Source organism: Gallaecimonas pentaromativorans (genome assembly GCF_003751625.1).
Taxonomy (GTDB): domain Bacteria; phylum Pseudomonadota; class Gammaproteobacteria; order Enterobacterales; family Gallaecimonadaceae; genus Gallaecimonas; species Gallaecimonas pentaromativorans.
Genome location: NZ_RJUL01000004.1, coordinates 22,500 through 43,077 on the forward strand (window position 1 = coordinate 22,500; position 20,578 = coordinate 43,077).

Annotated in this window: 24 protein-coding genes; 6 read left to right on the plus strand and 18 right to left on the minus strand. The window is 57.7% G+C overall.

Annotation, left to right across the window (positions count from 1 at the left end; translation table 11 throughout):
• Nucleotides 1–301: 301 nt before the first annotated feature.
• The 6 genes from EDC28_RS08080 to EDC28_RS08105 all read right to left on the minus strand — a co-directional run bounded on the left by EDC28_RS08080 (nucleotide 302) and on the right by EDC28_RS08105 (nucleotide 5,505).
• The gene (locus EDC28_RS08080; RefSeq protein WP_123421261.1) at nucleotides 302–562 is read right to left on the minus strand and encodes a hypothetical protein; all 261 of its coding nucleotides are present in this window, start codon (nucleotides 560–562) and stop codon (nucleotides 302–304) included.
• 9 nt (nucleotides 563–571) lie between these two features.
• Entirely contained in the window at nucleotides 572–1,609 is a 1,038-nt protein-coding gene (locus EDC28_RS08085) for a hypothetical protein (RefSeq protein WP_123421262.1), read from the minus strand.
• Between the two features lie 110 nt (nucleotides 1,610–1,719).
• Entirely contained in the window at nucleotides 1,720–2,958 is a 1,239-nt protein-coding gene (locus tag EDC28_RS08090) for an ABC transporter permease (protein ID WP_123421263.1), read from the minus strand.
• Entirely contained in the window at nucleotides 2,951–3,658 is a 708-nt protein-coding gene (locus tag EDC28_RS08095; protein WP_050658019.1) for an ABC transporter ATP-binding protein, read from the minus strand. Before EDC28_RS08095 ends, EDC28_RS08090 begins: the two co-directional genes overlap by 8 nt.
• A complete protein-coding gene (locus EDC28_RS08100) occupies nucleotides 3,651–4,796 on the minus strand; it encodes an efflux RND transporter periplasmic adaptor subunit (protein WP_123421264.1) in 1,146 nt (381 codons plus the stop codon). Before EDC28_RS08100 ends, EDC28_RS08095 begins: the two co-directional genes overlap by 8 nt.
• 4 nt (nucleotides 4,797–4,800) lie before the next feature.
• Complete coding sequence (locus tag EDC28_RS08105) at nucleotides 4,801–5,505, minus strand: YIP1 family protein (protein ID WP_123421265.1); 705 nt, start codon at nucleotides 5,503–5,505, stop codon at nucleotides 4,801–4,803.
• A gap of 181 nt (nucleotides 5,506–5,686) precedes the next feature.
• On the opposite strand from EDC28_RS08105, the gene EDC28_RS08110 reads away from it, so the two are divergent.
• Together EDC28_RS08110 and EDC28_RS08115 are read left to right on the plus strand one after the other, a co-directional pair.
• Nucleotides 5,687–6,466 (plus strand): ABC transporter ATP-binding protein, encoded by a 780-nt coding sequence (locus tag EDC28_RS08110; protein ID WP_123421266.1) that lies wholly within the window; start codon nucleotides 5,687–5,689, stop codon nucleotides 6,464–6,466.
• Entirely contained in the window at nucleotides 6,466–7,650 is a 1,185-nt protein-coding gene (locus tag EDC28_RS08115) for an ABC transporter permease (RefSeq protein ID WP_123421267.1), read from the plus strand. Before EDC28_RS08110 ends, EDC28_RS08115 begins: the two co-directional genes overlap by 1 nt.
• Before the next feature lie 113 nt (nucleotides 7,651–7,763).
• On the opposite strand, the gene EDC28_RS08120 is transcribed toward EDC28_RS08115, so the two are convergent.
• From EDC28_RS08120 to EDC28_RS08130, 3 genes are all read right to left on the minus strand, one after another.
• Nucleotides 7,764–8,009 carry a hypothetical protein gene (locus EDC28_RS08120; protein ID WP_123421268.1) on the minus strand — a complete coding sequence of 82 codons (246 nt, stop codon included), beginning with the start codon at nucleotides 8,007–8,009 and terminating at the stop codon, nucleotides 7,764–7,766.
• Nucleotides 8,010–8,103: 94 nt separating this feature from the next.
• Nucleotides 8,104–9,444, minus strand: coding sequence for a sodium-dependent transporter (locus EDC28_RS08125; RefSeq protein WP_123421269.1), 1,341 nt, complete (start codon nucleotides 9,442–9,444; stop codon nucleotides 8,104–8,106).
• Entirely contained in the window at nucleotides 9,441–10,763 is a 1,323-nt protein-coding gene (locus EDC28_RS08130; RefSeq protein WP_123421270.1) for a sodium-dependent transporter, read from the minus strand. Before EDC28_RS08130 ends, EDC28_RS08125 begins: the two co-directional genes overlap by 4 nt.
• Nucleotides 10,764–10,936: 173 nt before the next feature.
• Between EDC28_RS08130 and EDC28_RS08135 the strand changes: the two genes are divergently transcribed.
• On the plus strand, nucleotides 10,937–11,539 hold the full coding sequence (locus tag EDC28_RS08135; RefSeq protein ID WP_050658028.1) for an FMN-dependent NADH-azoreductase: 603 nt from the start codon (nucleotides 10,937–10,939) through the stop codon (nucleotides 11,537–11,539).
• Between the two features lie 46 nt (nucleotides 11,540–11,585).
• Here the strand turns inward: EDC28_RS08135 and EDC28_RS08140 are convergent, their stop codons facing one another.
• The 6 genes from EDC28_RS08140 to EDC28_RS08165 all read right to left on the minus strand — a co-directional run bounded on the left by EDC28_RS08140 (nucleotide 11,586) and on the right by EDC28_RS08165 (nucleotide 16,319).
• Nucleotides 11,586–12,260: a ChrR family anti-sigma-E factor gene (locus EDC28_RS08140; RefSeq protein ID WP_123421271.1), complete on the minus strand. Its 675-nt coding sequence runs from the start codon at nucleotides 12,258–12,260 to the stop codon at nucleotides 11,586–11,588.
• A complete protein-coding gene (locus EDC28_RS08145) occupies nucleotides 12,250–12,801 on the minus strand; it encodes a sigma-70 family RNA polymerase sigma factor (RefSeq protein ID WP_050658030.1) in 552 nt (183 codons plus the stop codon). Before EDC28_RS08145 ends, EDC28_RS08140 begins: the two co-directional genes overlap by 11 nt.
• Before the next feature lie 110 nt (nucleotides 12,802–12,911).
• The gene (locus tag EDC28_RS08150) at nucleotides 12,912–14,129 is read right to left on the minus strand and encodes an FAD-binding domain-containing protein (RefSeq protein WP_123421272.1); all 1,218 of its coding nucleotides are present in this window, start codon (nucleotides 14,127–14,129) and stop codon (nucleotides 12,912–12,914) included.
• The gene (locus tag EDC28_RS20490; RefSeq protein WP_083445774.1) at nucleotides 14,111–14,263 is read right to left on the minus strand and encodes a DUF2256 domain-containing protein; all 153 of its coding nucleotides are present in this window, start codon (nucleotides 14,261–14,263) and stop codon (nucleotides 14,111–14,113) included. The genes EDC28_RS08150 and EDC28_RS20490 overlap by 19 nt, the downstream gene beginning before the upstream one ends.
• The gene (locus tag EDC28_RS08160; protein ID WP_123421273.1) at nucleotides 14,233–15,750 is read right to left on the minus strand and encodes a cryptochrome/photolyase family protein; all 1,518 of its coding nucleotides are present in this window, start codon (nucleotides 15,748–15,750) and stop codon (nucleotides 14,233–14,235) included. Before EDC28_RS08160 ends, EDC28_RS20490 begins: the two co-directional genes overlap by 31 nt.
• Nucleotides 15,751–15,782: 32 nt before the next feature.
• The gene (locus EDC28_RS08165; RefSeq protein WP_123421274.1) at nucleotides 15,783–16,319 is read right to left on the minus strand and encodes a glutathione peroxidase; all 537 of its coding nucleotides are present in this window, start codon (nucleotides 16,317–16,319) and stop codon (nucleotides 15,783–15,785) included.
• A 66-nt stretch (nucleotides 16,320–16,385) separates the two neighbouring features.
• Between EDC28_RS08165 and EDC28_RS08170 the strand changes: the two genes are divergently transcribed.
• Nucleotides 16,386–17,111, plus strand: coding sequence for an SDR family NAD(P)-dependent oxidoreductase (locus EDC28_RS08170; RefSeq protein ID WP_050658034.1), 726 nt, complete (start codon nucleotides 16,386–16,388; stop codon nucleotides 17,109–17,111).
• 291 nt (nucleotides 17,112–17,402) lie between these two features.
• Here the strand turns inward: EDC28_RS08170 and EDC28_RS08175 are convergent, their stop codons facing one another.
• Nucleotides 17,403–18,260: a dihydrodipicolinate synthase family protein gene (locus EDC28_RS08175; protein ID WP_123421275.1), complete on the minus strand. Its 858-nt coding sequence runs from the start codon at nucleotides 18,258–18,260 to the stop codon at nucleotides 17,403–17,405.
• 89 nt (nucleotides 18,261–18,349) lie between these two features.
• On the opposite strand from EDC28_RS08175, the gene EDC28_RS08180 reads away from it, so the two are divergent.
• Entirely contained in the window at nucleotides 18,350–18,775 is a 426-nt protein-coding gene (locus EDC28_RS08180; RefSeq protein ID WP_123421276.1) for a VOC family protein, read from the plus strand.
• 231 nt (nucleotides 18,776–19,006) lie between these two features.
• On the opposite strand, the gene folE is transcribed toward EDC28_RS08180, so the two are convergent.
• Entirely contained in the window at nucleotides 19,007–19,558 is a 552-nt protein-coding gene (gene folE, locus EDC28_RS08185; RefSeq protein WP_050658037.1) for a GTP cyclohydrolase I FolE, read from the minus strand.
• An 11-nt stretch (nucleotides 19,559–19,569) separates the two neighbouring features.
• Nucleotides 19,570–20,265, minus strand: coding sequence for a dihydromonapterin reductase (folM, locus tag EDC28_RS08190; RefSeq protein WP_123421277.1), 696 nt, complete (start codon nucleotides 20,263–20,265; stop codon nucleotides 19,570–19,572).
• A 186-nt stretch (nucleotides 20,266–20,451) separates the two neighbouring features.
• Between folM and EDC28_RS08195 the strand changes: the two genes are divergently transcribed.
• Entirely contained in the window at nucleotides 20,452–20,574 is a 123-nt protein-coding gene (locus tag EDC28_RS08195; RefSeq protein WP_336391515.1) for a hypothetical protein, read from the plus strand.
• Nucleotides 20,575–20,578: the final 4 nt, after the last annotated feature.

Here is a 20,578-nt window from a genome sequence, read left to right on the forward strand (position 1 = left end):
ATTTTGAGAGACAGAAATACTAATTAACTTGAATTATTGTAGGATGCTTGGCCGTCAAGTGGTGGTTTAAGGGGTGGCTATATTCCCCTGTTATATATTTGGGGGCGAATTGATTGTGGTAAAAAATGGTGTCATTGGTGATAGTTGGTTTCGCTGTGTCTGTCATAGATAAATGTTGTATTTTTACCTAGAAAGCCAGGTTGCATTTGGTTATTGAAGGTCAATTGCTCCACATGCCAAAAACGTTAAGTTGTTCTTGTGAATCAATTGCTTAATTTTTTCGTGGTTGTTGGGCTAGATATTAGAAAAGTTCGGACCAAAATTCCTCTAGCCAAATCTGTAGCTCCTCCTGTGAATCAAAGTCCTCTTCTGTCAACTTCTCATACTCTTCTGGAGATATAAGCTCTTTATCGATTGCCTCACGCAATTGAGATTTGAATAATTCCACATCATACGGAAACCCTCTTCCAGTTTTAATTGCCTCTCTTATCAACTGTGGATCATAACACTCGACGTGGCAATACTTTCTCAAAATTGTTTTTAATGGTTCTTTGATGCTCATCTAAATCTCTCAAAGCTTTGGGTTCGGATATAAAGTATGTAGACTTACATTCCCGTTTTCATCTAGCTTATAAATTGCTTTAATGGTGCCGTCAGTGAAATCAGTCGGAATGTGTCCCGTAGGATTTTTCTTGCTGCCTAACCTCGTGACTCCCCTGACGTGACTTTGGTAGTCACTTCCAAATACATCTTGCAATGGGAGTTCAACCGGATCAACGAACATATCTCCATTTGTCCGAGCGGCGGCAACATTTTTCTTAAATTGAGTCGAATCTCGAGCAAAGTCATCTGCCTTCAATAATACATCGTCACTAATAAATGCTGTAGCATTTCGCCCTACTTTGTGAGGTTTAGGACTGCCATCTGGAAATTTATTAAATGCGTCATACGCCGTACCTGATGCTGGGTCGAAACCCTTCATAGCTCGATCTTCAAGCTGAAGGTCAGTTACTCTGTTTGGACCACCATGTCTAATTGGTGCGTGTCCTTCAGAGTCTAACTTAGCTATCCTGTTGGCCGTTGTTAACTTGTTGGGATTCGCTTTACTCTCAACCTCGGTAACCTTATTGCGGTTACCACTGTGGTCTTCCTGAACAACCTCTGCTTTGCTCTCGGCAGGGCGGGTGGCGACGATTGGCTCTGGGGCGGCGCTGCTCTGTTGGGTTTGTTGCCGGGGTGGGGCGCCTGCGGCAGCCGGGGTTGCGGCACTGGTGACGGTATTGGCCGCTGTTGCGCTGCTAAGGGTCGCTTCTAGGCCATCAGTGACTTGGAAGATGCAAAGGTCGCCACTTTTTACCGCTTCAACCAGTTGTCGCTCAGCTTGGCTATCGCAAAGCGCATAAGGCAATGGGCTTTGGTTTCGCCAAAACTGGAGCAGCTCGTTAAAGCTGTAAGTAGGAAGCCTATCTAAAAGCTGGGGGAGGTCGTATTGGCTAACGCTGTTAGCCTCACCCAAAAGCTGCAAACCCACCGCATTGCCACGACTGGCAAAAACATAGGTATTACCCAGGCTGTCGGTCACTTCCAGGTTGTCTGAAAAAAAGCGCATCCTTGCACTCCAGATATCAAAATCTTCGGGACGTTATCGCCCTTAACCGATGTTAGAAAGGGCGTATTTGGCTTTGTTGATAGCCCATTCGCTTTTAGCTGTTTTAGGGGTTACTCGTAACGCAACGCGTCTATGGGGTGCAGATTGGCGGCCTTGATGGCTGGCAGGATGCCAAAGAGCACCCCCACAAATACCGAGAACCCCAGCGACAGCGCGATGGCCCACAACGGCACGGTGGCCGCCGGAATACCGGGGATCACCGCCGTTACCCCCAAGGCCAGGCCATAACCCAGGGCCAGGCCTATTACCCCCCCCAACAGGCACAGCAGCACCGCCTCGGCCAAAAACTGCCAGAGGATATGGGCGCGGGTGGCGCCAAGGGCTTTTAAGATACCAATCTCGCGGGTGCGCTCGGTCACCGACACCAGCATGATGTTCATGATGCCGATGCCGCCCACCAGCAATGACACCCCCACCACGCCGGCGGCTACCCAGGTGGTGCCATTGGTGATGGCGCCAATGCGGTCTTGCAGCTGCTTGGCGGTTTCCAGCTTGAAGTCGTCAGGGGCGGCGCCGTTCAGCTTGTGGTTGCGCCTAAGCAGGCGGGTGAGCTGGGCGGTGACCTTATCTTGCTGGGTTGGGTCGTCCACCGCCATGGAGATGGTGAGGTTGGGGGTGGAGACAAAGCCTTGCAGGGCCCGGGCGGTGGAGTAGGGGATGAATATCTGGTCATCCTGATCAAAGCCAAAGAAGCGGCCCCGCTCTTCCAGCACGCCGATGATTTTGAACCACTCCTGGCCCAGCTGCAGATACTGGCCTATGGGGTCGCCTTTTATCTTGAGGTTACTGACCACGGTTTTACCCAGCACCACCACCCGGCGCCGGTATTGCTCGTCGCTTTTTGAAAAAAAGCGGCCCTTGTCGGTGTAGACGCCGTTTAGCTCCTGGTAGCTAAAGCCCACCCCAAAGGCGATGGAGGTGGTCTTGCGGCCCTGGTAGCTCAGCAGCCCCAAATTGCCCGACAGCGGCGTGGAGACAGTCACGCTAGACACCCCGGATACGCTGTTGCGGATAGACTCCACATCGGTCTCGGTGAGCTTGGCAAAGTTACCGGCGATTTGTTCCTTAAGGGGGGTGTCGGCCCGCACCGACAGCACGTTGCTGCCAAGGCCGGAAAGTTGTTTGTCGATACTGGCGGTAAGCCCCTGGAGCACGGCCACCACGGCTATGACCGAGGCAATGCCAATAACGATCCCCAAGGTGGTGAGCACCGAGCGCATGCCGTGGGCGCGAATGGCGTTAACGGCGGCGCGCAGGCTTTCATAAGCGGTGGCACTGAGATTAGACAAGGCGCGATCCCTCCCCATCCACCAGAGAATCGCTGGTGATAAGGCCGTCCATAACCCGCACCACCCGCTGGCAGTGGTTGGCGATGTCCTGCTCGTGGGTCACGATCACAATGGTCTGGCCCTCGCCATGCAGCTCGTCAAAGAGCGCCATGATGTCGCGGGTGGTTTGCGAGTCGAGGTTGCCGGTAGGTTCGTCGGCCAGCAAAATGGCGGGCCGGGTCACCAGGGCCCTGGCAATGGCTACCCGCTGGCGCTGGCCGCCGGATAACTGATTGGGGCGGTGCTTGGCTTTGTCGCCAAGGCCCACCTTGTTGAGGGCGTCCATGGCCTTTTGGTGGCGCTCTTTAAGGCTAAGGCCCCGGTACACCAGCGGCTGGGCCACGTTATCTAAGGCACTGGCCCGGGGTAGCAGGTTAAAGCTTTGAAAGATAAAACCTATCTGCTGGTTTCGCACCTGGGCCAGGCGGCTTTGCGGCAGCCCGGCTACGTCTTCGCCCCCCAGCCAATACTGGCCGCCGGAGGGAATGTCCAGGCAGCCAAGGATATTAAGCAACGTCGATTTACCCGAGCCTGACGGGCCGATAATGGCCAGGTAGTCGTTCTGGCGCACCGCCATGTCGATGCCCTTTAAGGCCCAGAACAATTCGCCGGCCATATCGAAGGCCTTGGTAATGCCTTCGAGACGAATGACATCAGTCATGGGCGACTATCCTGTCGCCGTCCTTGAGGCTGCGAAGGGCACGGGCCGGGCCTTTGACCACCTTATCGCCGGCCTTAAGGCCGCTGGCTATCATCTGCTGGGTATCGTCAGATAGCCCCAGGGTAACGGCCTGGCGATGGGCGACACCGTCTTTGTCCAGCATCACGAAGGGCTTGTCGTTGTCGTCGTAACGCACCGCTTCAATGGGCACCAACAGGGCGTTGTCGGCGGTTTCGGTGTAAATCTCGGCGCGGCAGCTCATGCCCGGGCGAATGGCCTTGCCTTTGAGGTCACTCAGCAAAATCTTCACGGTAAAGCTCATGCCCTGGCGGCCCACGGCCTGGCGAGCGGTGGTGGCGATAGACTCGACTTTGCCGGTAAGCGGGGTGTCGGGGAAGGCCACGGCAAAGATATCGGCGCTCTGGCCGACTTTCACCCCGGCGATATCGGCTTCGTCCACTTCCACCTCGGTGAGGATGGCGGAGGTGTCGGCCAGGGTCATCAAGCTGGAGCCCACGATGTTGGTGGTGCCGGGGATAACGGTTTCCCCTTCCTTGATGTCCACCGCCGTCACCACCCCGTTCATGGGGGCGTAGAAGCGGGTCTTGGCCAGCAATTCCTTGACCCGGTTAAGGTCGGCCTCGGCTTGCTTGAGGGCCTGCTCGCGGGTTTGCAGGTCAATCTCGGCAAGGGTGAGGTCGGATTTGGCGGTCTCAAAGGAATCGGTGTCTAACAGGCCCTTGGCGTGCAGCGCCACCTTGCGGGCTACTTGGGCGCGCAGGGTTTGCAGGTAGCTTTTTTGGCGCTCGATGGCGATACGGCTCTGGCTGACATAGGCGCTTTGGGCGTCTACCTGGGCCTGGTAGGTTTGGGGGTCGAGCTGAATAAGTAGCTGGCCTTTTTTAACGGTATCGCCTTCTTCAACGTACACGTGCTGCACCATGGCCGAGACTTCCGAGCGCAGCTGCACCTGTTCGCGATAGGCAAGCTTGCCTGAGGCCAGCACCGAGCGTTTAAGCTCGCCGATGGTGGCGCTTGCCACATCCGCCTTGATGCCGGCCGGGCCGGAGTTGACCTTGATAACCACAAGCAGGCCCAGCACCACCAAGATGCCCAGGCCAATCAGGATACGACGCATCGGCTCAGCCTTTGGTAAAGAAGATAATAGCGGCCCAAGCGCCGTACACCACCACGTAGGGCAGGGTGGCTATCACCCAGGCCCGGGTTTTGTCGATGCGGGTCCAAAGGGTAATGCCAAGGGCCGACAGGAAGACGCCCCAAAAGGTAAAGAGGGTCAGGGTATTGGCCAAGTTGGCCCAGGGGTCGGTAGGCTCAAGGCTTAACAGCGCATTGAGGGAAAATAGGTTGGCATCGGCAAGGGTTGGCAACGGCGTGGAGATGGCCACCACCAAAAACGACACCAGCGACGAGAGCAGCTCCGGGGCGCGGGCCCAAACCGCCAGGGCAAACCAGTCACCAAAGCCATGGGTGTTTTCGTCATCCACCTTGGTGGCGAACATCAGGTAAAGGCCGTGCAGGCAAAAAATCACCAAAGAGCCCACCAGCACGGTGAGGCAGGTGGTAACCAACAGGGTGTGGGGCGTTAAAAACGCTTCGGCATTTTGGCGCTCGGCCGGGCTTTTGTCGGCCAGGGGTGCCATGAACTGTTCTTTGATGCTGTCAAAGTCGTGGCCCAGGAAATAAAAGGCAAAAAAGGCGATGGGCAAGCCGACATACAAAAGGAAGGGGAGGAAGGTCCAGTATTTGCTATGGTTGACGCCGTTAAGAGCGCGGCTTGGCGATACGCAAATATCAATGATGGCCGAAAATGGCGACGAACTTTGCATGAAAGACCCCTTGTTGTTTTTTGGCCGAGTTCAGGCCGTAAATTTCCACCTGTGGCAAGTTTCCCGGCAGGCTGCAAGTGGTGTCAAGGGCGCGTTTGGCATGTTTACTTTTTGTAACAAACTGGATTGTATGGAAATTAAGCGCTGGTAGATGATAGGGAAAAAGCACAGGGGAGTTGCGATGATCAAAGTGACGGGGTTGGCCAAACGTTTCGGGGTGGCGGATCCGAAAAAACTGACCGAAGAAGAAAAAGCCGATCCGCGTTATAAGGGGCGTTTTTTCCACTCGGTGCTCAATGTCGGTTTTGAATGTGAACAAGGCCAGGTGCTGGGGCTGCTGGGCCCCAATGGCGCCGGTAAAACCACCACCTTGCGGATGCTGAGCTCCGCCCTTAAGCCCGACGCTGGCAGCATTGAAGTGGGCGGTATCGACGTGGTGAAAGATCCGGCCAGCGCCCGTAAGAAAATCGGTTTTTTATCTGCCAGCACCGGCCTTTACGGGCGCCTCAGCGCCCAGGAGAACGTCGCCTATTTTGGCAAGATGCACGGCCTTGGCCCCGAGCTTTTGGCCGAGCGTATGGAAACGCTCTTTAGCCTTTTAGACATGAAACCCTTTTTGCACCGCCGCGCCGACCAGATGTCGTCTGGCATGAAGCAGCGCACCTCCATTGCTCGGGCGCTGGTGCATAACCCCAGCGTGGTTATTCTCGACGAGCCCACCACCGGGCTCGATATCATGGCCACCGAAACGGTACTGGCGGTGGTGCGGCATTTAAAGGAAACCGGGGTGCCGGTGATTTTCTCCACCCACCATTTGGACGAAGTCTCTGCCCTTTGCGACAGGGTGGTGGTGATCGACAAAGGCCAAACCGTTTTTAACGACAGTTTCAGCGCCTTTGCCCAAGACCAGGGTGATTTACGCCAGGCGCTGCTGGCACTGGTGAAAAAGGATGCCGCCTGATGTGGACACTGTATAAAAAAGAATTGCTGGAACTGGTGCGGGACAAAAAGACCCTTTTCTTTGCCATCGCCATGCCGCTGCTGATTTTTCCGCTGCTGTTTGGCGGTATCGGCATTATTACTGCCAAGCAAATGCAAAAGGCCGAATCGGAAGAATTAAAGGTGGCCATTACCCGGCCGCTGCCGATGGTGACCGACGCCATCCGTAACGCCAGCCACCTGCAACTGGTGACCGACGCCCCCCTTGGCGACATCAGCGCCGTTATTCGTAGCGGCAAGGTGGATGTGGTTATCAAGGTGCCAGGCGACTTTGACGGCAAGGCGCTAAAGCAAAGCCAGTGGCAGGTCTATTTTAACGATGCCTCGGCGCTCGGGGCGGTGATGAGCCGTATCGGCACCGCTCTGGAGCCGGTAGAGAACCGCCTTCGCCAGCAATACAGCGACGCGGCCGGTATCGACGAAACAGTGCGCCTGGCCCTTGGTGAGCCCATTGATTTGCAAAAGGTATCGGTGGCGGATAAACGTGAGTCCATAGGTGAGCGCATCGGCGGCTTCTTGCCCTACATCCTCTTTTTTACCTGCCTGATGGGGGCCATGATGCCGGCCATCGACTTGGGCGCCGGTGAAAAAGAGCGGGGCACCCTGGAAACCTTGTTGCTCTCGCCGGTGCCGCGCACCCAACTGGTGCTGGGTAAATTTCTGGTGGTGTTTACCACCGCCGTGCTGGCGTCATTGCTCTCGGTGTTCAGTTTTGGCTTTTGGGGCATGCTTATCGGCCAGCATTTCGCGGTAGACGCCATCATCAAGGTGTTTGCCACCATCGGCGTGCGCGACATGCTGTTGGTGCTGTTAATGCTGGTGCCCATCGCCGCCATTTTCGCCTCGGCCATGTTGTCGCTGTCGGTCTATGCCCGCAGCTATAAAGAGGCCCAAAACTACATGGGCATGCTTAATATTCCCCTTATCATGCCCATTGTGCTGGCCATGCTGCCGGGTATCAGCCTCGATGCCCAGTGGGCGCTGGTGCCCATCACCAACGTGGCGCTGGCCATCAAGGAGATCTTAAAAGGCACCGTCGATTACGGCCTGCTGGGGCTTATTCTGCTCTCCACTGCGGTGATAGCGGCGCTGCTGATAAGCTTTTGCGTCTATTGTTTTCGGCAAGAAAAGGTACTGTTTCGCTGACAAAAAGGGCGCCTGCGGCGCCCTTTTTTATGGCCTTAACCTTGCGTGGCTTGGTTGAAACCTGATGCCAGCTCCAAATCAAGCCTGCCACACCCATCATCCATGCTGATGTATCAATGTGAATTGGCAGCAGCGCCGTTTTTGGCCGGTGAGGGCTTTTGGCCTAGTTTATCGAGGGCGGCCTTTTGGGATTCGAGATTGAATTTGTCCACCAGCGCCTGCATTTGCAGATCGAGATTTTCCTGGGTGAGGCTACGTACCTGGTGGAGCTGAATAAGGTTAAAGGCGACGGAGGCAATAAAGAGCAGCGCGATAACCACCATGGCATCAAGGTGCAGGGTAAATTTTCGTTTGAGCATAATGGCGCTTGGCAAGCTGACGTGGGCACACCTTAGCAACGTCCCAAGGCGCTGCCAACAAGGTTAATAAAAAGCCCGGCGAGCCGGGCTTTTTTCAGCGAAAACTCTGGGCCAACAAGGCGGCAATAAGCAGCGGGCACACCCATTTGACGTACCAGCGCCAGAACCGCAAGACGCCGCTCGTGGCAAGGGTTGAAGAGCCTTCGGCCAGGGCCTCAAGGCAGCGGTGGCGGTGCCACACCCAGCCGGTAAAGACGCACAGCAGCAGCCCCACAAAGGGTTGCAGGTACTGGGTGGAGACGCTTATCACCAACCCGAACAAGCGGTCGAACTGCCAGAGGATAGCCAGTGCCAGCAGGCTCACGCCGGCGCCGATAAGCCAGGTAGCCTGGGCGCGGCTAAGGCGGGTTTCTTCGGCCACAAAGCTGACCGGCAGCTCCAGAATGTTGATGGACGAGGTAATGGCGGCGATGCCCATCAGCAAAAAGAACGCCAGTGCTACCCATGGCCCCAGGGCGCCAAGTTTGGCAAAGAGCGCCGGCAGCAGATCAAACACCAGGGTCGATGACGACACCAGGTTGCCGTCACTGCCGTGAATTTGCACCCCGAGATTCTGCGCCGCGTACATGGCCGGCAGAATCAGCAGTCCTGCCAAAAACGCCACGCTGGTGTCCACCAGGGTGACCGACAGCGCCAGCTTGGGCAGGTTGGAGTCGGCCTTGAGGTAAGAGCCGTACACCATCATTGCCCCCACCCCAAGCCCAAGGGAGAAGAACGCCTGGCCGGTGGCCGAGAGTAGCAGGGCCGGGTCGCCAAGGGCGCTCAGATCTGGCGTTAAGTAACGAGCCAGGCCTTCAGCGGCGCCCTCGCGGGTGAGCATAAAGCCAATCAGCGCCAGCAGCAGCGCAAACAGCATCGGCATCAGCCGCTTTGACCAGTTCTCCAGCCCCTGGCTGACACCACGGCTCACCACAAAGGCGGTCATGGCCATAAACACCAGGGTAAAGAGGGTGTTGCGCACAAAGCCAAAGTGCTCGCTCCACTTTGCAGCGGCATCGAGGCCACCCAGGCGAAGGCCGGCGCCCAACAGGTAACTGAGTAACCAACCGGCGACGATGGCGTAAAAGCTCAAAATCAAACAGACGGTAAAAATGCCGGCCAGGCCGGTAAAGACCGCCAGTTTCTTCTGGCCAAGGGCCATCAGGGAGCGCACCGAGTTGGCTTGGCCATGGCGGCCTATCAAAAGCTCGGCCACCAGCACCGGGTAGGCGAGGGCAAACACCAGTATCAGGTAGACCAGCAAAAAGGCGCCGCCGCCGTGCTGGGCTGCCTGGGTGGGGAAGCCCCAGATATTGCCAAGGCCGACGGCCGCGCCAGCGGCGGCCAGTACAAAGCCCAGGCGCGAGCTGAATTGTCCACGATTTTGGGTTGTCATTGGATACTCTGGACCATCACCAGCAGGATAAGTAAGGGGCAAACCAGTTTGACATAGCCGGGCCAGAGCCTCCAGAACCATGATTTTGCAAAGGTTTCGTCTTCGGCGGCCAAGGCTTTAAGGAGACTGTCGCGCCGCCACAGCCAGCCGACATAGACGCAGAACACCAGCCCCAGCAGCGGCTGGGCGTACTGGGTAACTACCTTGACCACCAGCCCAAACAGGGTGCCAAACTGCCAGCAAATGAGCGCCATGGCGATAAGCACCAGCCCCAGCACCCAGGCGCTGGCAACACGGCGGCTGCTGCCGGTGCGAGCCACCAAAGATGCGGTGGGCACTTCCAACATCGACAAGGTCGAGGTCAGGGCCGCCACCGCCAGCAACAGGAAAAAGCCAAAGGACAATACCAGGCCGGCGCTGCCCATGGTGGCAAACAGCCGGGGGAAGAGGTCGAACACCAGAGTGTCTGAAGAAATAAGTTGGCCGTGGGCATCAAGGATGGCAAGGCCCTGGGCTTTGGCTACATACAGGGTTGGGATCACCAACAGCCCCGCCAAAAAGGCGATGCCCGAGTCAATCAGGGTGACTTGCAGGCCAAGGCGCGGCAAGGAGGCGTCTTTATCGAGATAGCTGGCGTACACCATCATCACGCACACCCCGATAGACAGCGAGAAAAACGCCTGGCCAGTGGCGGCCAGCCAGAGGTTGGGTGCCAAGAGCTTTTGCGGGTCTGGGGTGAGGTAGGCACTAAGCCCTTCGCTGCCGCCGGGCAGGGTCAGCACGTAACAAGCCAGTGCAATCAGCACCACCAAGAGTGCCGGCATCAGCCGTTTGGACCACTTTTCAATCCCTTCTTGCAGGCCGCGCTGCACCACCCACCAAGTAATAAGGCCAAACAGCAGCCCCAGAATGAGGTTACGGCCGAGGCTAAAGGTAGTGAGCCAAGGCCAGCTCACCCCCACCAAGCGCAGCAGGGCGTCGCTCATGTAACCCAGTAGCCAACCGGCAATGATGAGGTAGAAACTCAAAATGGCGCTCACCGCCAACAGCCCCAGCCAGCCGGTGAGTTTGCCCACCTTGCCCGCCAGGGAGCCAAGATCGGCAATGGGCTCCTGGTGGCCGCGGCGGCCAATGGCCATTTCTGCTACCAAGGCCGGGTAGGCCAGGGCGAACACCAGCAGCAGGTACAACAGCAAGAAGGCGCCGCCGCCGTGTTGGGCGGCTTGGGTGGGAAAGCCCCAGATATTACCCAGGCCCACGGCAGAACCGGCCGCAGTCAGTACAAAGCCCAGGCGGCTGGAAAATTGGGTTTTAACCATGTCTTAGCAAAACGTAAAGAAAGGAAGGCGCATCATACCGGCTTGCCGTCGCCAGCGTCTATTGACAAGGTTATCTTTCGATTTATTAGAACGTAGATTGCGATTTTTAGCAGTATTTATTTGTTTTTTTGTCGGTAGAGTAAGCCTCAACGTTAACCCACGAGGATCTCCCCATGAAAAAAGTCCTGCTTCTGACCAGCTCCATCTTCGGTGACAACGGCAACTCTTCCCAACTGGCCGGTTACTTCAAGGCTGCTGCTGCCGGTAAAGACCTTTCCATCACCGAAAAAGACCTGATTGCTCTTGATCTCCCCCACCTGGCAGCCCCCGAGCTGCTGAGCTGGATGGCTGCCCCTGGCGAGCGTACCGCCGAGCAAGCCGAACTGGCCAAGCTCTCTGACAACCTGATTGAAGAGCTCAAAGCCCACGACGTTATCGTGCTGGCTGTCCCCCTTTACAACCTCGGCATCCCCAGCCAGGTCAAAGCCTACTTTGACCGCCTGGAGCGCGCCGGCGTGACCTTCAAGTACACCGAGAATGGCCCGCAAGGCCTCATCGAAGGCAAACAAGCCGTGGTACTGGCTGCCCGTGGCGGCGTTTACGCCGGCAGCGAGTGGGATTCACAAACCCCGCACCTGTCCACCCTGTTCACCCTGATGGGCATTACCGAGCAAAGCTTTGTCTACGCCGAAGGCCTGAACATGGGCGACGAGCCCAAAGCCAAAGCCCTGGCTGAGGCCAAAACCAAAATCGAAGAGGTTGTGGCTGCCCTCTAAGGCGCGCCATAAGAAAAGCCCGGGCATCTGCCCGGGCTTTTTTGTGTCAGAAGAAAAGCCGCAATAGCGGGTTGGCAAGGCGCCCCAGAGGCCCGGTGAACACCAGCGGCGCGGTGAGCACTGTCAGGCACAGGCAGGGCGCGTCTTCGGTATAGGGTTGGTGCTCGTGCTGCTGGTCAAGGTGGGTAAAGTCCCCCTCCTGATAGCGGCCGGACTCATCTTTAATATGGCCAGACAGCACCAAGGTCAGCTCTTCACCGCCATGGGTGTGCTTGGGAATGCGGGTGTGGCTGTCGATATATAAAAAGCTGGCCTTGGCTGCCTTTTCGCCAAGGTCTACATCCGCCGACCACACCTTTGAACCCAGGCGGCGCCAGCTGCCCACCCGGCCGGCCAGGGGCCGAAGGGCGCGGGGTAGGGTAAAGGATTCGCCGTTGATGGTGAGCTGGTTTTGCGCGGCCGTCGGTGCTTCTTTGGCCGGGCCAGCGTCGGCTGGGGCGTCATCGAGGCGCAGCAGCAGGGCGTCAAAGAGGCTATCGTCTAACGCCATCGATTGTCCCAACTGTTCTTTGGCCGCATCCTGCTCTAATTCATCGCACAGGGCCTGGCAATAGCTGCACGCCTCCACATGGGCAGCCAGGGCCGCGCTGGTGGCGGTAGGCAATAACCCTTGGGCATGGGCAGCCAGCATAGCGGGAGCGGGGTGGTGCTTAATCTTCACGGTGCAGATGCTCCTTGAGTCGTTCCAGCGCGAGACGGACTCGGGATTTCACGGTACCCAGCGGCACCCCCAACTCGAGGGCAGTTTCCTGTTGGGTCTTGTCTTCCACATAAATCTTTTCAATGACTTGGCGCTGGGCGTCGGGCAGCAGCGCTAACAGCGCTCGGGCTTGGTCACCCAAGATCTGTTCGTCGATGGGGACATCGTCTGACTCTTGGCTGGCCAGCGGCCACAGATCATCGGCCATCAAGGTTTCGGGGCGCGCGGCCTGACGGCGCATCATGTCAAAACTTTGATTGCGAGCCACCCGGTAAACCCAGGTGCTAACGGCCGCTTTTTCAGGGTCGTACAGGTGCGACTTGTTCCACACCGTCAGTAAGGTCTCTTGCACCAGCTCCAGTGCCAGTTGCTCGTTGCCAAACTGCTTGTAACCAAAGGCCTTCAGCCGAGGGGCAAAATACGCAAACACCCGCCCGAAAGCCTTTTTGCAGCGGCCGGACGCAATTTGTGCAAGATCGTTGGCTAACTGGTCGCCACTCACGTTGCTATCCCTTGGATTACTTTGTCGTTTGGCAGTATACCTTGCCTCGGACCAAGCCGGGGTGCTCATCTGTATTGCTCCAAAAGGGGCTCATAGGGCGCTTTACGCCCTCAAACCCTCTTTGGATCACTGGCCTTAAAGCCCCAATCCGCCATGCCAACTGGCGCGGGATACCCCTCCGGGCGCTGTTCTGGCAGCCAGGGCAGGTTGTGAATGGTATCTGCCGGTAACAGCCCGAGCTCCGGTAGCCAGGCCTTGATATAGCTGGCTTCCCTGTCGTGCTGGCGGCTTTGCCAGGCCACGTCAAAATAAATAGGCCGGGTGCTGGCACCCAGGCCGGCAATGTAGGCCCAGTTACCCCAGTTGGCGGCAACGTCGTAGTCAAGGAGCTGGCGCTCGAACCAGTCGGCGCCGGCGCGCCAGTCTTGTTTGAGGTCGTGTACCAGAAAGCTCGCCACATTTTGGCGGGCGCGATTGCTGATATAACCGGTGGCCAGCAGCTCGCGCATGGCCGCGTCCACCAGCGGCAGGCCGGTGTGGCCCTGTTGCCAGGCGAGCAGACGTTCATCGGTTTGGGTACTGGCGTGGGGGGCAAAGGCCTTTGCCCCTTGCTGGGCCAGCCAATGCTGGAAGAATTCACGCCACAGCAGCTCGTCAAGGAGCTTATCGCGGCCCTGGCCTGTTGGGGCGCTGTGCAGGCATTGCCAGACGTGGTCTATAGCCAAAATCCCTTCGCCCAAATACACCGACAGCTGGCTTGAAAAGCTGTTGCCCAAGAGGCCGTTGCGGCTCTGGTGGTAGTCTGCCAGCAGTTGGTCACGAAAATACAGCAGCCGCTCGTTGGCGGCGTCTTCACCTGGATCAAAGCGAAAAGCCCCCGGCGGCAGGGTGAGGGTAGGCGCTTTTATCGGCGTGGTAGGCGGCAAGGCGTTGAGGCGGCCCATGGAGGGCGCCTTGAGGCTTTTACGAAACTGGCTGAAGCTGCCTTTGGCCTCGCGATGGTCAAACAACCTATTGGCCGGGGCGAGCTCTGCGCCAAGGGCTTTGGCCAGAGCCTTTTCTTCAGGGGCCACCGGGCTTGCCATGCGAAGGGCGCTCAGCTGGTGCTCGCGAATAAACGCGGGCAGCGCCTCAGGTTCGAGCACGAAAATATCGCTGCCCCTTGCCCGTAGCGCTTCTTGAATTTTACAAAGATTGGCTTGCAGCCAAGCGCGGCGCAGGGCGCTAAGGCGGGTTGGCCAGCACCACAGCAACATCGCTTCGTCGATGTTTTCAAATAGCGGATTGCGGTGCAGCCTGAGCTGGCCGTTTAGCAAGATCCCCTGCATTTTCTACTCCTTCTACAACGCTCGGAGCAGTATTTGACCTGATCCCAGCTGTCTGTGTACTTACGCCGCCACTGAAAAGTCAGGCCACAGACCGGGCAAACCTTTACAGGTCGTTGTTTTCTATGCGCCGCCATTGCCAGGCTACCTGCTGGTTAATGGCATCGAGTTTGGCCTCGTCCCAGCGGTCCAGGGTGCGATACACCATGGCCAGCCGTGGGTTACCGGCAAGCGTGGTGCGGTTACGGGCCAGAAAATGCCAATAGAAGCTGTTGAAGGGACAGGCATCGGCGCCGGTCAGCTTGTTCACCTTGTAGCGGCAGTGCTGGCAGTAATTGGACATACGCTGAATGTACTTGCCGGAGGCGGCGTAGGGCTTGGAGGCCAGCAGGCCGCCATCGGCGTGCATGACCATGCCCAAGGTGTTGGGCAGCTCCACCCATTCATAGGCGTCCAAATACACGGCTAGGTACCAATCGCAGATGGCTTCAATGTCCAAACCTGTGATCAAGGCAAAATTTCCGGTGATCATCAGCCGCTGGATATGGTGGGCGTAACCGTTTTGCAAGGTGTTGCGAAGGGCCTCGCTCATGCAATGCATACCGGTTTTGCCGCTCCAATACAGCTCGGGCAGTGGCCGGGTGCTGTTAAGGGCGTTGTGGCTTTTGTAGCCCGGCATCAGGGTCCAATAGAGGCCGCGCACATACTCGCGCCAACCGAGGATCTGGCGCACAAAGCCTTCCACGGCATTGATGGGGGCATGGCCCTGGTAATAGGCCTGGCAGGCCGCCTCGCACACCTCACGTGGGCTTAATAGGCCAAGGTTGATAAGCGGCGAGAGCCGGGAGTGATAAAGATAATCTTCGCCGCTGGCCATGGCGTCTTGGAAGGTGCCAAAAGCCGGGAGGCGCTGGGTAATAAAATCGTCCAGTTCCTCAAGGGCCTGCTGACGGGTCACCGCAAACTCAAAGGGCAGCAGCTCACCGATATGGTGGGAAAAACGCGCCTCAACCAGCGCCAGCACCTCTTGGGTAATGGCATCGGGGGCGTAGCGCTTTAACGGCGGCAGAGCCTGGGGCTGCCAGGCTTCGCGGTTTTGATGGTCAAAATTCCACTGGCCGCCCTCGGGCTCGGCGCCGGCCATGAGCAGGCCGGTATTTCTGCGCTGCTGGCGGTAAAAGTGCTCCATGCGCCATTGGCGTCGGCCTTGGCTCCAGCGGGCAAATTCCCTTCGAGATGTGAAAAAACGGTCGTCCTCAAGCAGCGTCACCTTGACGCCAAGCTCAGCCTGCCAGTGTTGCATCTCGGCCAGCAGCCGGTATTCGCCGGGCTCGGTAATGAGCAGCGCGTCGGCGTTATCTATGTGGCGCGTGACGGCATCAAATAAGGTCGAGGGGCTATCAGGCAAGGCGCTGTATGTAACGTTATAGCCTTGCTCGCCAAGGGCCTTGGCAAAGTGGCGCATGGCGCTAAACACCAAGGCCAGCTTCTTCTTGTGGTGGGGGCTGTAGGTGGCTTCGGCCATGACCTCTGCCATCAAAACGCGGTCTTCTGGCTGGTAGTGGCGAAGGCTTGAGAGGTCGGTACTTAACTGGTCACCCAGCACCAAAATGAGTTTTGCCATCGAAAAACAAAGCGGGCACGGGGCCCGCCTTCCTAAAGTGCCTTTTCGATGGCTGTACGCAGCTCCTCGCTGTCCGGTTTGGTGCGGCTGGAAAAGAGCTCAATGACCTTGCCGTCTTTGCCAACCAGATACTTGTAGAAATTCCACTTGGGCGACTGGCCGCCCGCTTCACGGGCCAGGATGCGATAGAGCGGATCTGCCTCGTCCCCTTTGACATGCAGCTTTTCAAACATGGGGAATTTGACCTGGTATTTGGTAAAACAGATATCGGCGGTGGTTTTTTCGTCATCCGCTTCCTGGTTGAAGTCGTCAGACGGGAAGCCCAGCACCACCAAGCCTTTGTCCTTGTACTGGCTGTACAGGGCTTCAAGGCCATGGAACTGGGGGGTAAAACCGCAGTAACTGGCGGTATTGACGATGAGCAGTGTCTTACCCTGATACGCCTGGCACAGGTTGACGGTCTGCTCGGAATTGAGCTTGCGCTTGACGAATTTAAGGGCGTCAGGGCAGTCCGCCGCCAGGGCGGGCAGGGCCAGCAAGGCGAGGGCGGGGATCAGTTTCTTTAGCATCAGATAAGCTCCATTTAAGACCGAGAGTCGTACGACATCAGACCGGGCATCAGATCAGGAGCTTTCATGTTCAGTCATCTTCCGTCTCGCTGCAATGCACTTGTGATAGGTGCCAGTGGCGGTATTGGCGCCGCCCTTTGCGACGAGCTGCAGGCGCTGGCGCAGGTAGAGCGCCTTTATGGGGTCAGTCGCCGGGGCCAGGGGCCCGCCACCTTTAACCTCGCCGCCGACCTTGCCACTGATGAGGGTAGGGCAGAGCTGGCCCGCTGGCTTGCCGGCCAGCCGCTGCACCTGGTTATCAATACCTTGGGGCTATTGCATGGCGACGGCATCTGGCCAGAAAAGCGGATAGAGGATGTCAGCGCTGAGGCGCTTTTAAAAAGTGCCCTTGTTAACGCTTTTAGCCCGGCCCTTTGCCTGCAGGCCTTGTGGCCCAATCTGACCCTGGCCAAAAACGCTTTGGTGGGGCATTTGTCGGCAAGGGTTGGGTCCATTGCCGATAATCGTCTTGGCGGCTGGTACAGCTATCGCGCTGCCAAGGCGGCGCAAAATCAGCTTAACCGCACTCTTGCCATCGAGCTTGGTCGGCGGTTGCCGGGCGTCTGGCTGCTAACCTTACACCCCGGCACCACTATCAGCGATTTATCCACGCCCTTTCTTGGCAATACACCCAAGGATAAGCAGTTCAGCCCACAGCGCGCCGCCCGGCAGCTACTACAGGTGCTGGCCGGGGCTGGGGCCCAGCACCATGGCGGCTTTTGGGCCTGGGACGGCCAACCTATACCTTGGTAGGGGATATCAACAAAATCTGGGGGCAAGGCTGTGGATAACTGCTTTCATCCCCAGCTAAGGCCCCTTAACCGGGAAATCTGCAAGGGTGGCTGTTTTTTGCCCAGTAGTTGCCGGGCTGCAAACGCTTGTGATGCGCAAACGTTTGAATGGGCGCAAAAAAAGCCGCCACATGTGAGATTGATCAGGAGGGAGTCTCTGTGGCGGTGTCAAATGACAAATGCTTGCCTCTGCAATAAACGACACTGCCGGCACCCGCCTAAAGTACTAGGTGAAATAAATTTTCTAATTTCTCTAAATGCCTAAAAGTCCCAGAGCGACCAACACCTCTTTTACCTCGCGCGTCGCTTCCGGGCCCAGGGGCTGCAGCGGCTGGGGCAGGGAATGGCCGACAAGGCCTAGTAGCGCAGCGCTGGCCGCCATCACTTTAAGCGAGCCAAAGCGGGTGAAAAGCGCCCAAAGCTGGGCAAGGGTGTCATGCTGCTGCTGGGCTTTGGCGGCCAGATACAGCGCTCGGCACGCCTCGGGGAAGAGCCCGGCAGCAACCGAATGCCAACTGGCTACCCCGCTGCCAAGGGCCACAGCCGCGGCCCCGTCCCCTGCCACCCCCAGGTTGATGTGAGGGGGAAGCAAGGCGCGCAGCCGCCGGTTATCTGCCGGGGTGAGCCCCGGCAACTTGAAGGCGGCAACCCGGGGAAGTTGCGCCAGGGCCTGACGCAAGGCATCGCTGAAGGTAAATTGGGTAGTGCGGGGGTTTTCATAAACGCAAAGGGGAAGGTCGCAAGCGGCGCTCAGGCTTTGGTAGAGCCCAAAGACTTCGTCCTCGTTCAAGGGCTGGTAAGACACCGGCGCCAGCAGCAAACTGGCGGCGCCTTGGCGCTGGGCCCCTTCGGCCAATCGCAGCACATCGCGGGTAGCCAGGGCGCTTATCCCCACCATCACCGGTACCTGCCCGGCCTGGGCTATCACCCGTTCACTGATGGCAAGACGCTGGGCAACCTCAAGATAAGGGGCGCAGCCGGTGGAGCCGAGGGCGCCAATGCCATCGACCCCAGCTTCGCTGAGGCGGGCCACCAGCCCATCGAGGGCCTGATAGTCGATGCCGCTACCGGCAAAAGGGGTTAGGGGATAGGCGTAAAGGCCGGCTTTCATCGCTAAAATCCTTGAGTCGGGGCGTGTTGGCAGCGTACTGTCAATAGCGCGATTAACCAAGGGTTATCAATAGCAATCAAGGAGTTGCCATGGCACTTTCGCCTTTTCACCTGGCCATTCCGGTCTTCGATTTGGCCCGGGCCCGGGCTTTTTACGGCGAGGTGTTTGGCCTTACCGAAGGCCGCTCGTCCAGCCAGTGGGTCGATTTTGATTTTTTCGGGCACCAACTGGTGATCCACGAACACCCCAAGACCCCTTCACAGCAAGCGGCCCATACCAACCCGGTGGACGGCCACGACGTGCCGGTCCCCCATTTCGGGGTGGTATTGCCTTGGGAGCAGTGGCAACAACTGGCCGAGCGCCTCAAAGGATTCAACATCCCCTTCGTAATAGAGCCTTATGTGCGCTTTCGGGGACAGGTTGGGGAGCAGGCCACCATGTTCTTGCTCGACCCCTGCGGCAACGCGTTGGAGTTCAAGGCCTTTAAGGACATGAGCCAGCTTTTTGCCAAGTAACGGATAAAAGAAAGCCGCCACAGGGAAGAGAGAGGGTCTGGGGGCTGTGGCGGCCAAGGGACTTGCTTGCCCTGGCATTGTATCGCCGTTGCGCCCCACTAGAAGCCCCAAGCCGGGCAACAGTCCGTTACGAAAAAATGTGACGAAAATCACTGTTCGCTGGGCGTAACGATAATCCGCATTCGGCCATGAAAAAGGGCGCCTTAGGGCGCCCTTTTTTGCTGCCGTTTATCAGCGGATAAGCGACAGGAACTCGCGGCGGGTGTCGGTAGACTCGCGGAACGAGCCCAGCATCACGCTCGATTTCATGGAGCTGTTTTGCTTTTCAACGCCGCGCATCATCATGCACATGTGCTTGGCTTCAATCACCACCGCCACCCCTTGGGCGCCGGTGACTTCCTCGACCGCCAGGGCGATCTGGCGGGTGAGGTTTTCCTGAATTTGCAGGCGGCGGGCGAACATATCGACGATGCGAGCAAACTTGGACAGCCCCAGCACCTTGCCGTTTGGCAGGTAGCCGATGTGGCATTTGCCAACGAAGGGCAGCAGGTGGTGCTCGCACAGGGAATAAAGCTCGATGTCCTTAACAATCACTAATTCGTCATTGTCGGAGCTGAACACGGCGCCGTTAACCAGTTCTTCAAGGGACTGCTGGTAACCCTGGGTCAGATACTGCATGGCCTTGGCGGCACGCTCGGGGGTTTTTAGCAGACCCTCGCGAGAAGGGTCTTCGCCCAGGCCACGGATGATGGCTTCATAGTGCTTGGCCAGTTGTTCTGTCATGAATTGCTCTCTCAACGGATATGGCGGCCGCCGTCCACATGGAGGGTGCGACCGGTAACGTAATGGCTGTTCAAAAGGTAGTGGACGGCAAGCCAGATCTCGTCGCAGCCCGGCTCGATACCCATCACGGACTTGGCCAGGGTTTTGGCCTTGTACTGGGCGTCATCATCTTCGTTAAAGATGATAAGGCTGGGGGCAATGCTGTTTACCCTCACCCTTGGCCCAAGTAATTTGGCAAAGGACAAGGTCAGGCTCGATAGCGCCGCCTTGGAGGCCACGTAGGCAATGTGCCGGTCACTCCCTTTCTCTACGGTGTAATCGGTAATGTGGATGATGCTACCGCCATCTTCTATCTGGCCTGCCAGGTGCCGGTTGAGCAGGTAGGGCGCCTTGGCGTGGACCTGCATCATGGCGTCGAAATGGCGGGCGGCGTCATGGATATCGGCTTCCAGATCCCAACTTGAGGCGTTGTGGATAATGGCGCCGAGGGGCTGCCCGGACAAGGCACTAACCAGGGCGGCGATACCGTCATCGGTGGCGAAATCGGCCTGGATGCAGCGCACGCCCTGGGCGGTCAATTGGTCAATCTGCTTGCGGTGCTGGCGGTAGGTCATGATGACCGGCCGGCCTTGTTCCAAAAAGCGGTGAACCAGGTGCAGCCCGACGCGCTGGGCGGCGCCGGTAATAAGCACGGGATTGGCCGTCATTTGGCTTTCTCAACAGTTAAAGTCAAACTGGGCAGTCATACTACCTGCTTGGCCGTTTTGGATCATCTCATGCCGTCACTTTTGTACAGTCGTTGTCCCCTACTTCTTAGTCGCTAGCTCGTTGATGTATTTCCCAGGGGAGGCGACGGCCTCTTCCAAGACGTTATCTTCTATCCCTCGCCGCAGGTGCAAATCAAACGTATGGTGTGCTCCATCCTGGCCGGTTACGCCTGGGACAAAACCAACCCCTACGTCAAAGAGTCCAGCCGGCGCTTGGGGACTCTGGCCGAGATCTGCCGGGCTGGATGAACCG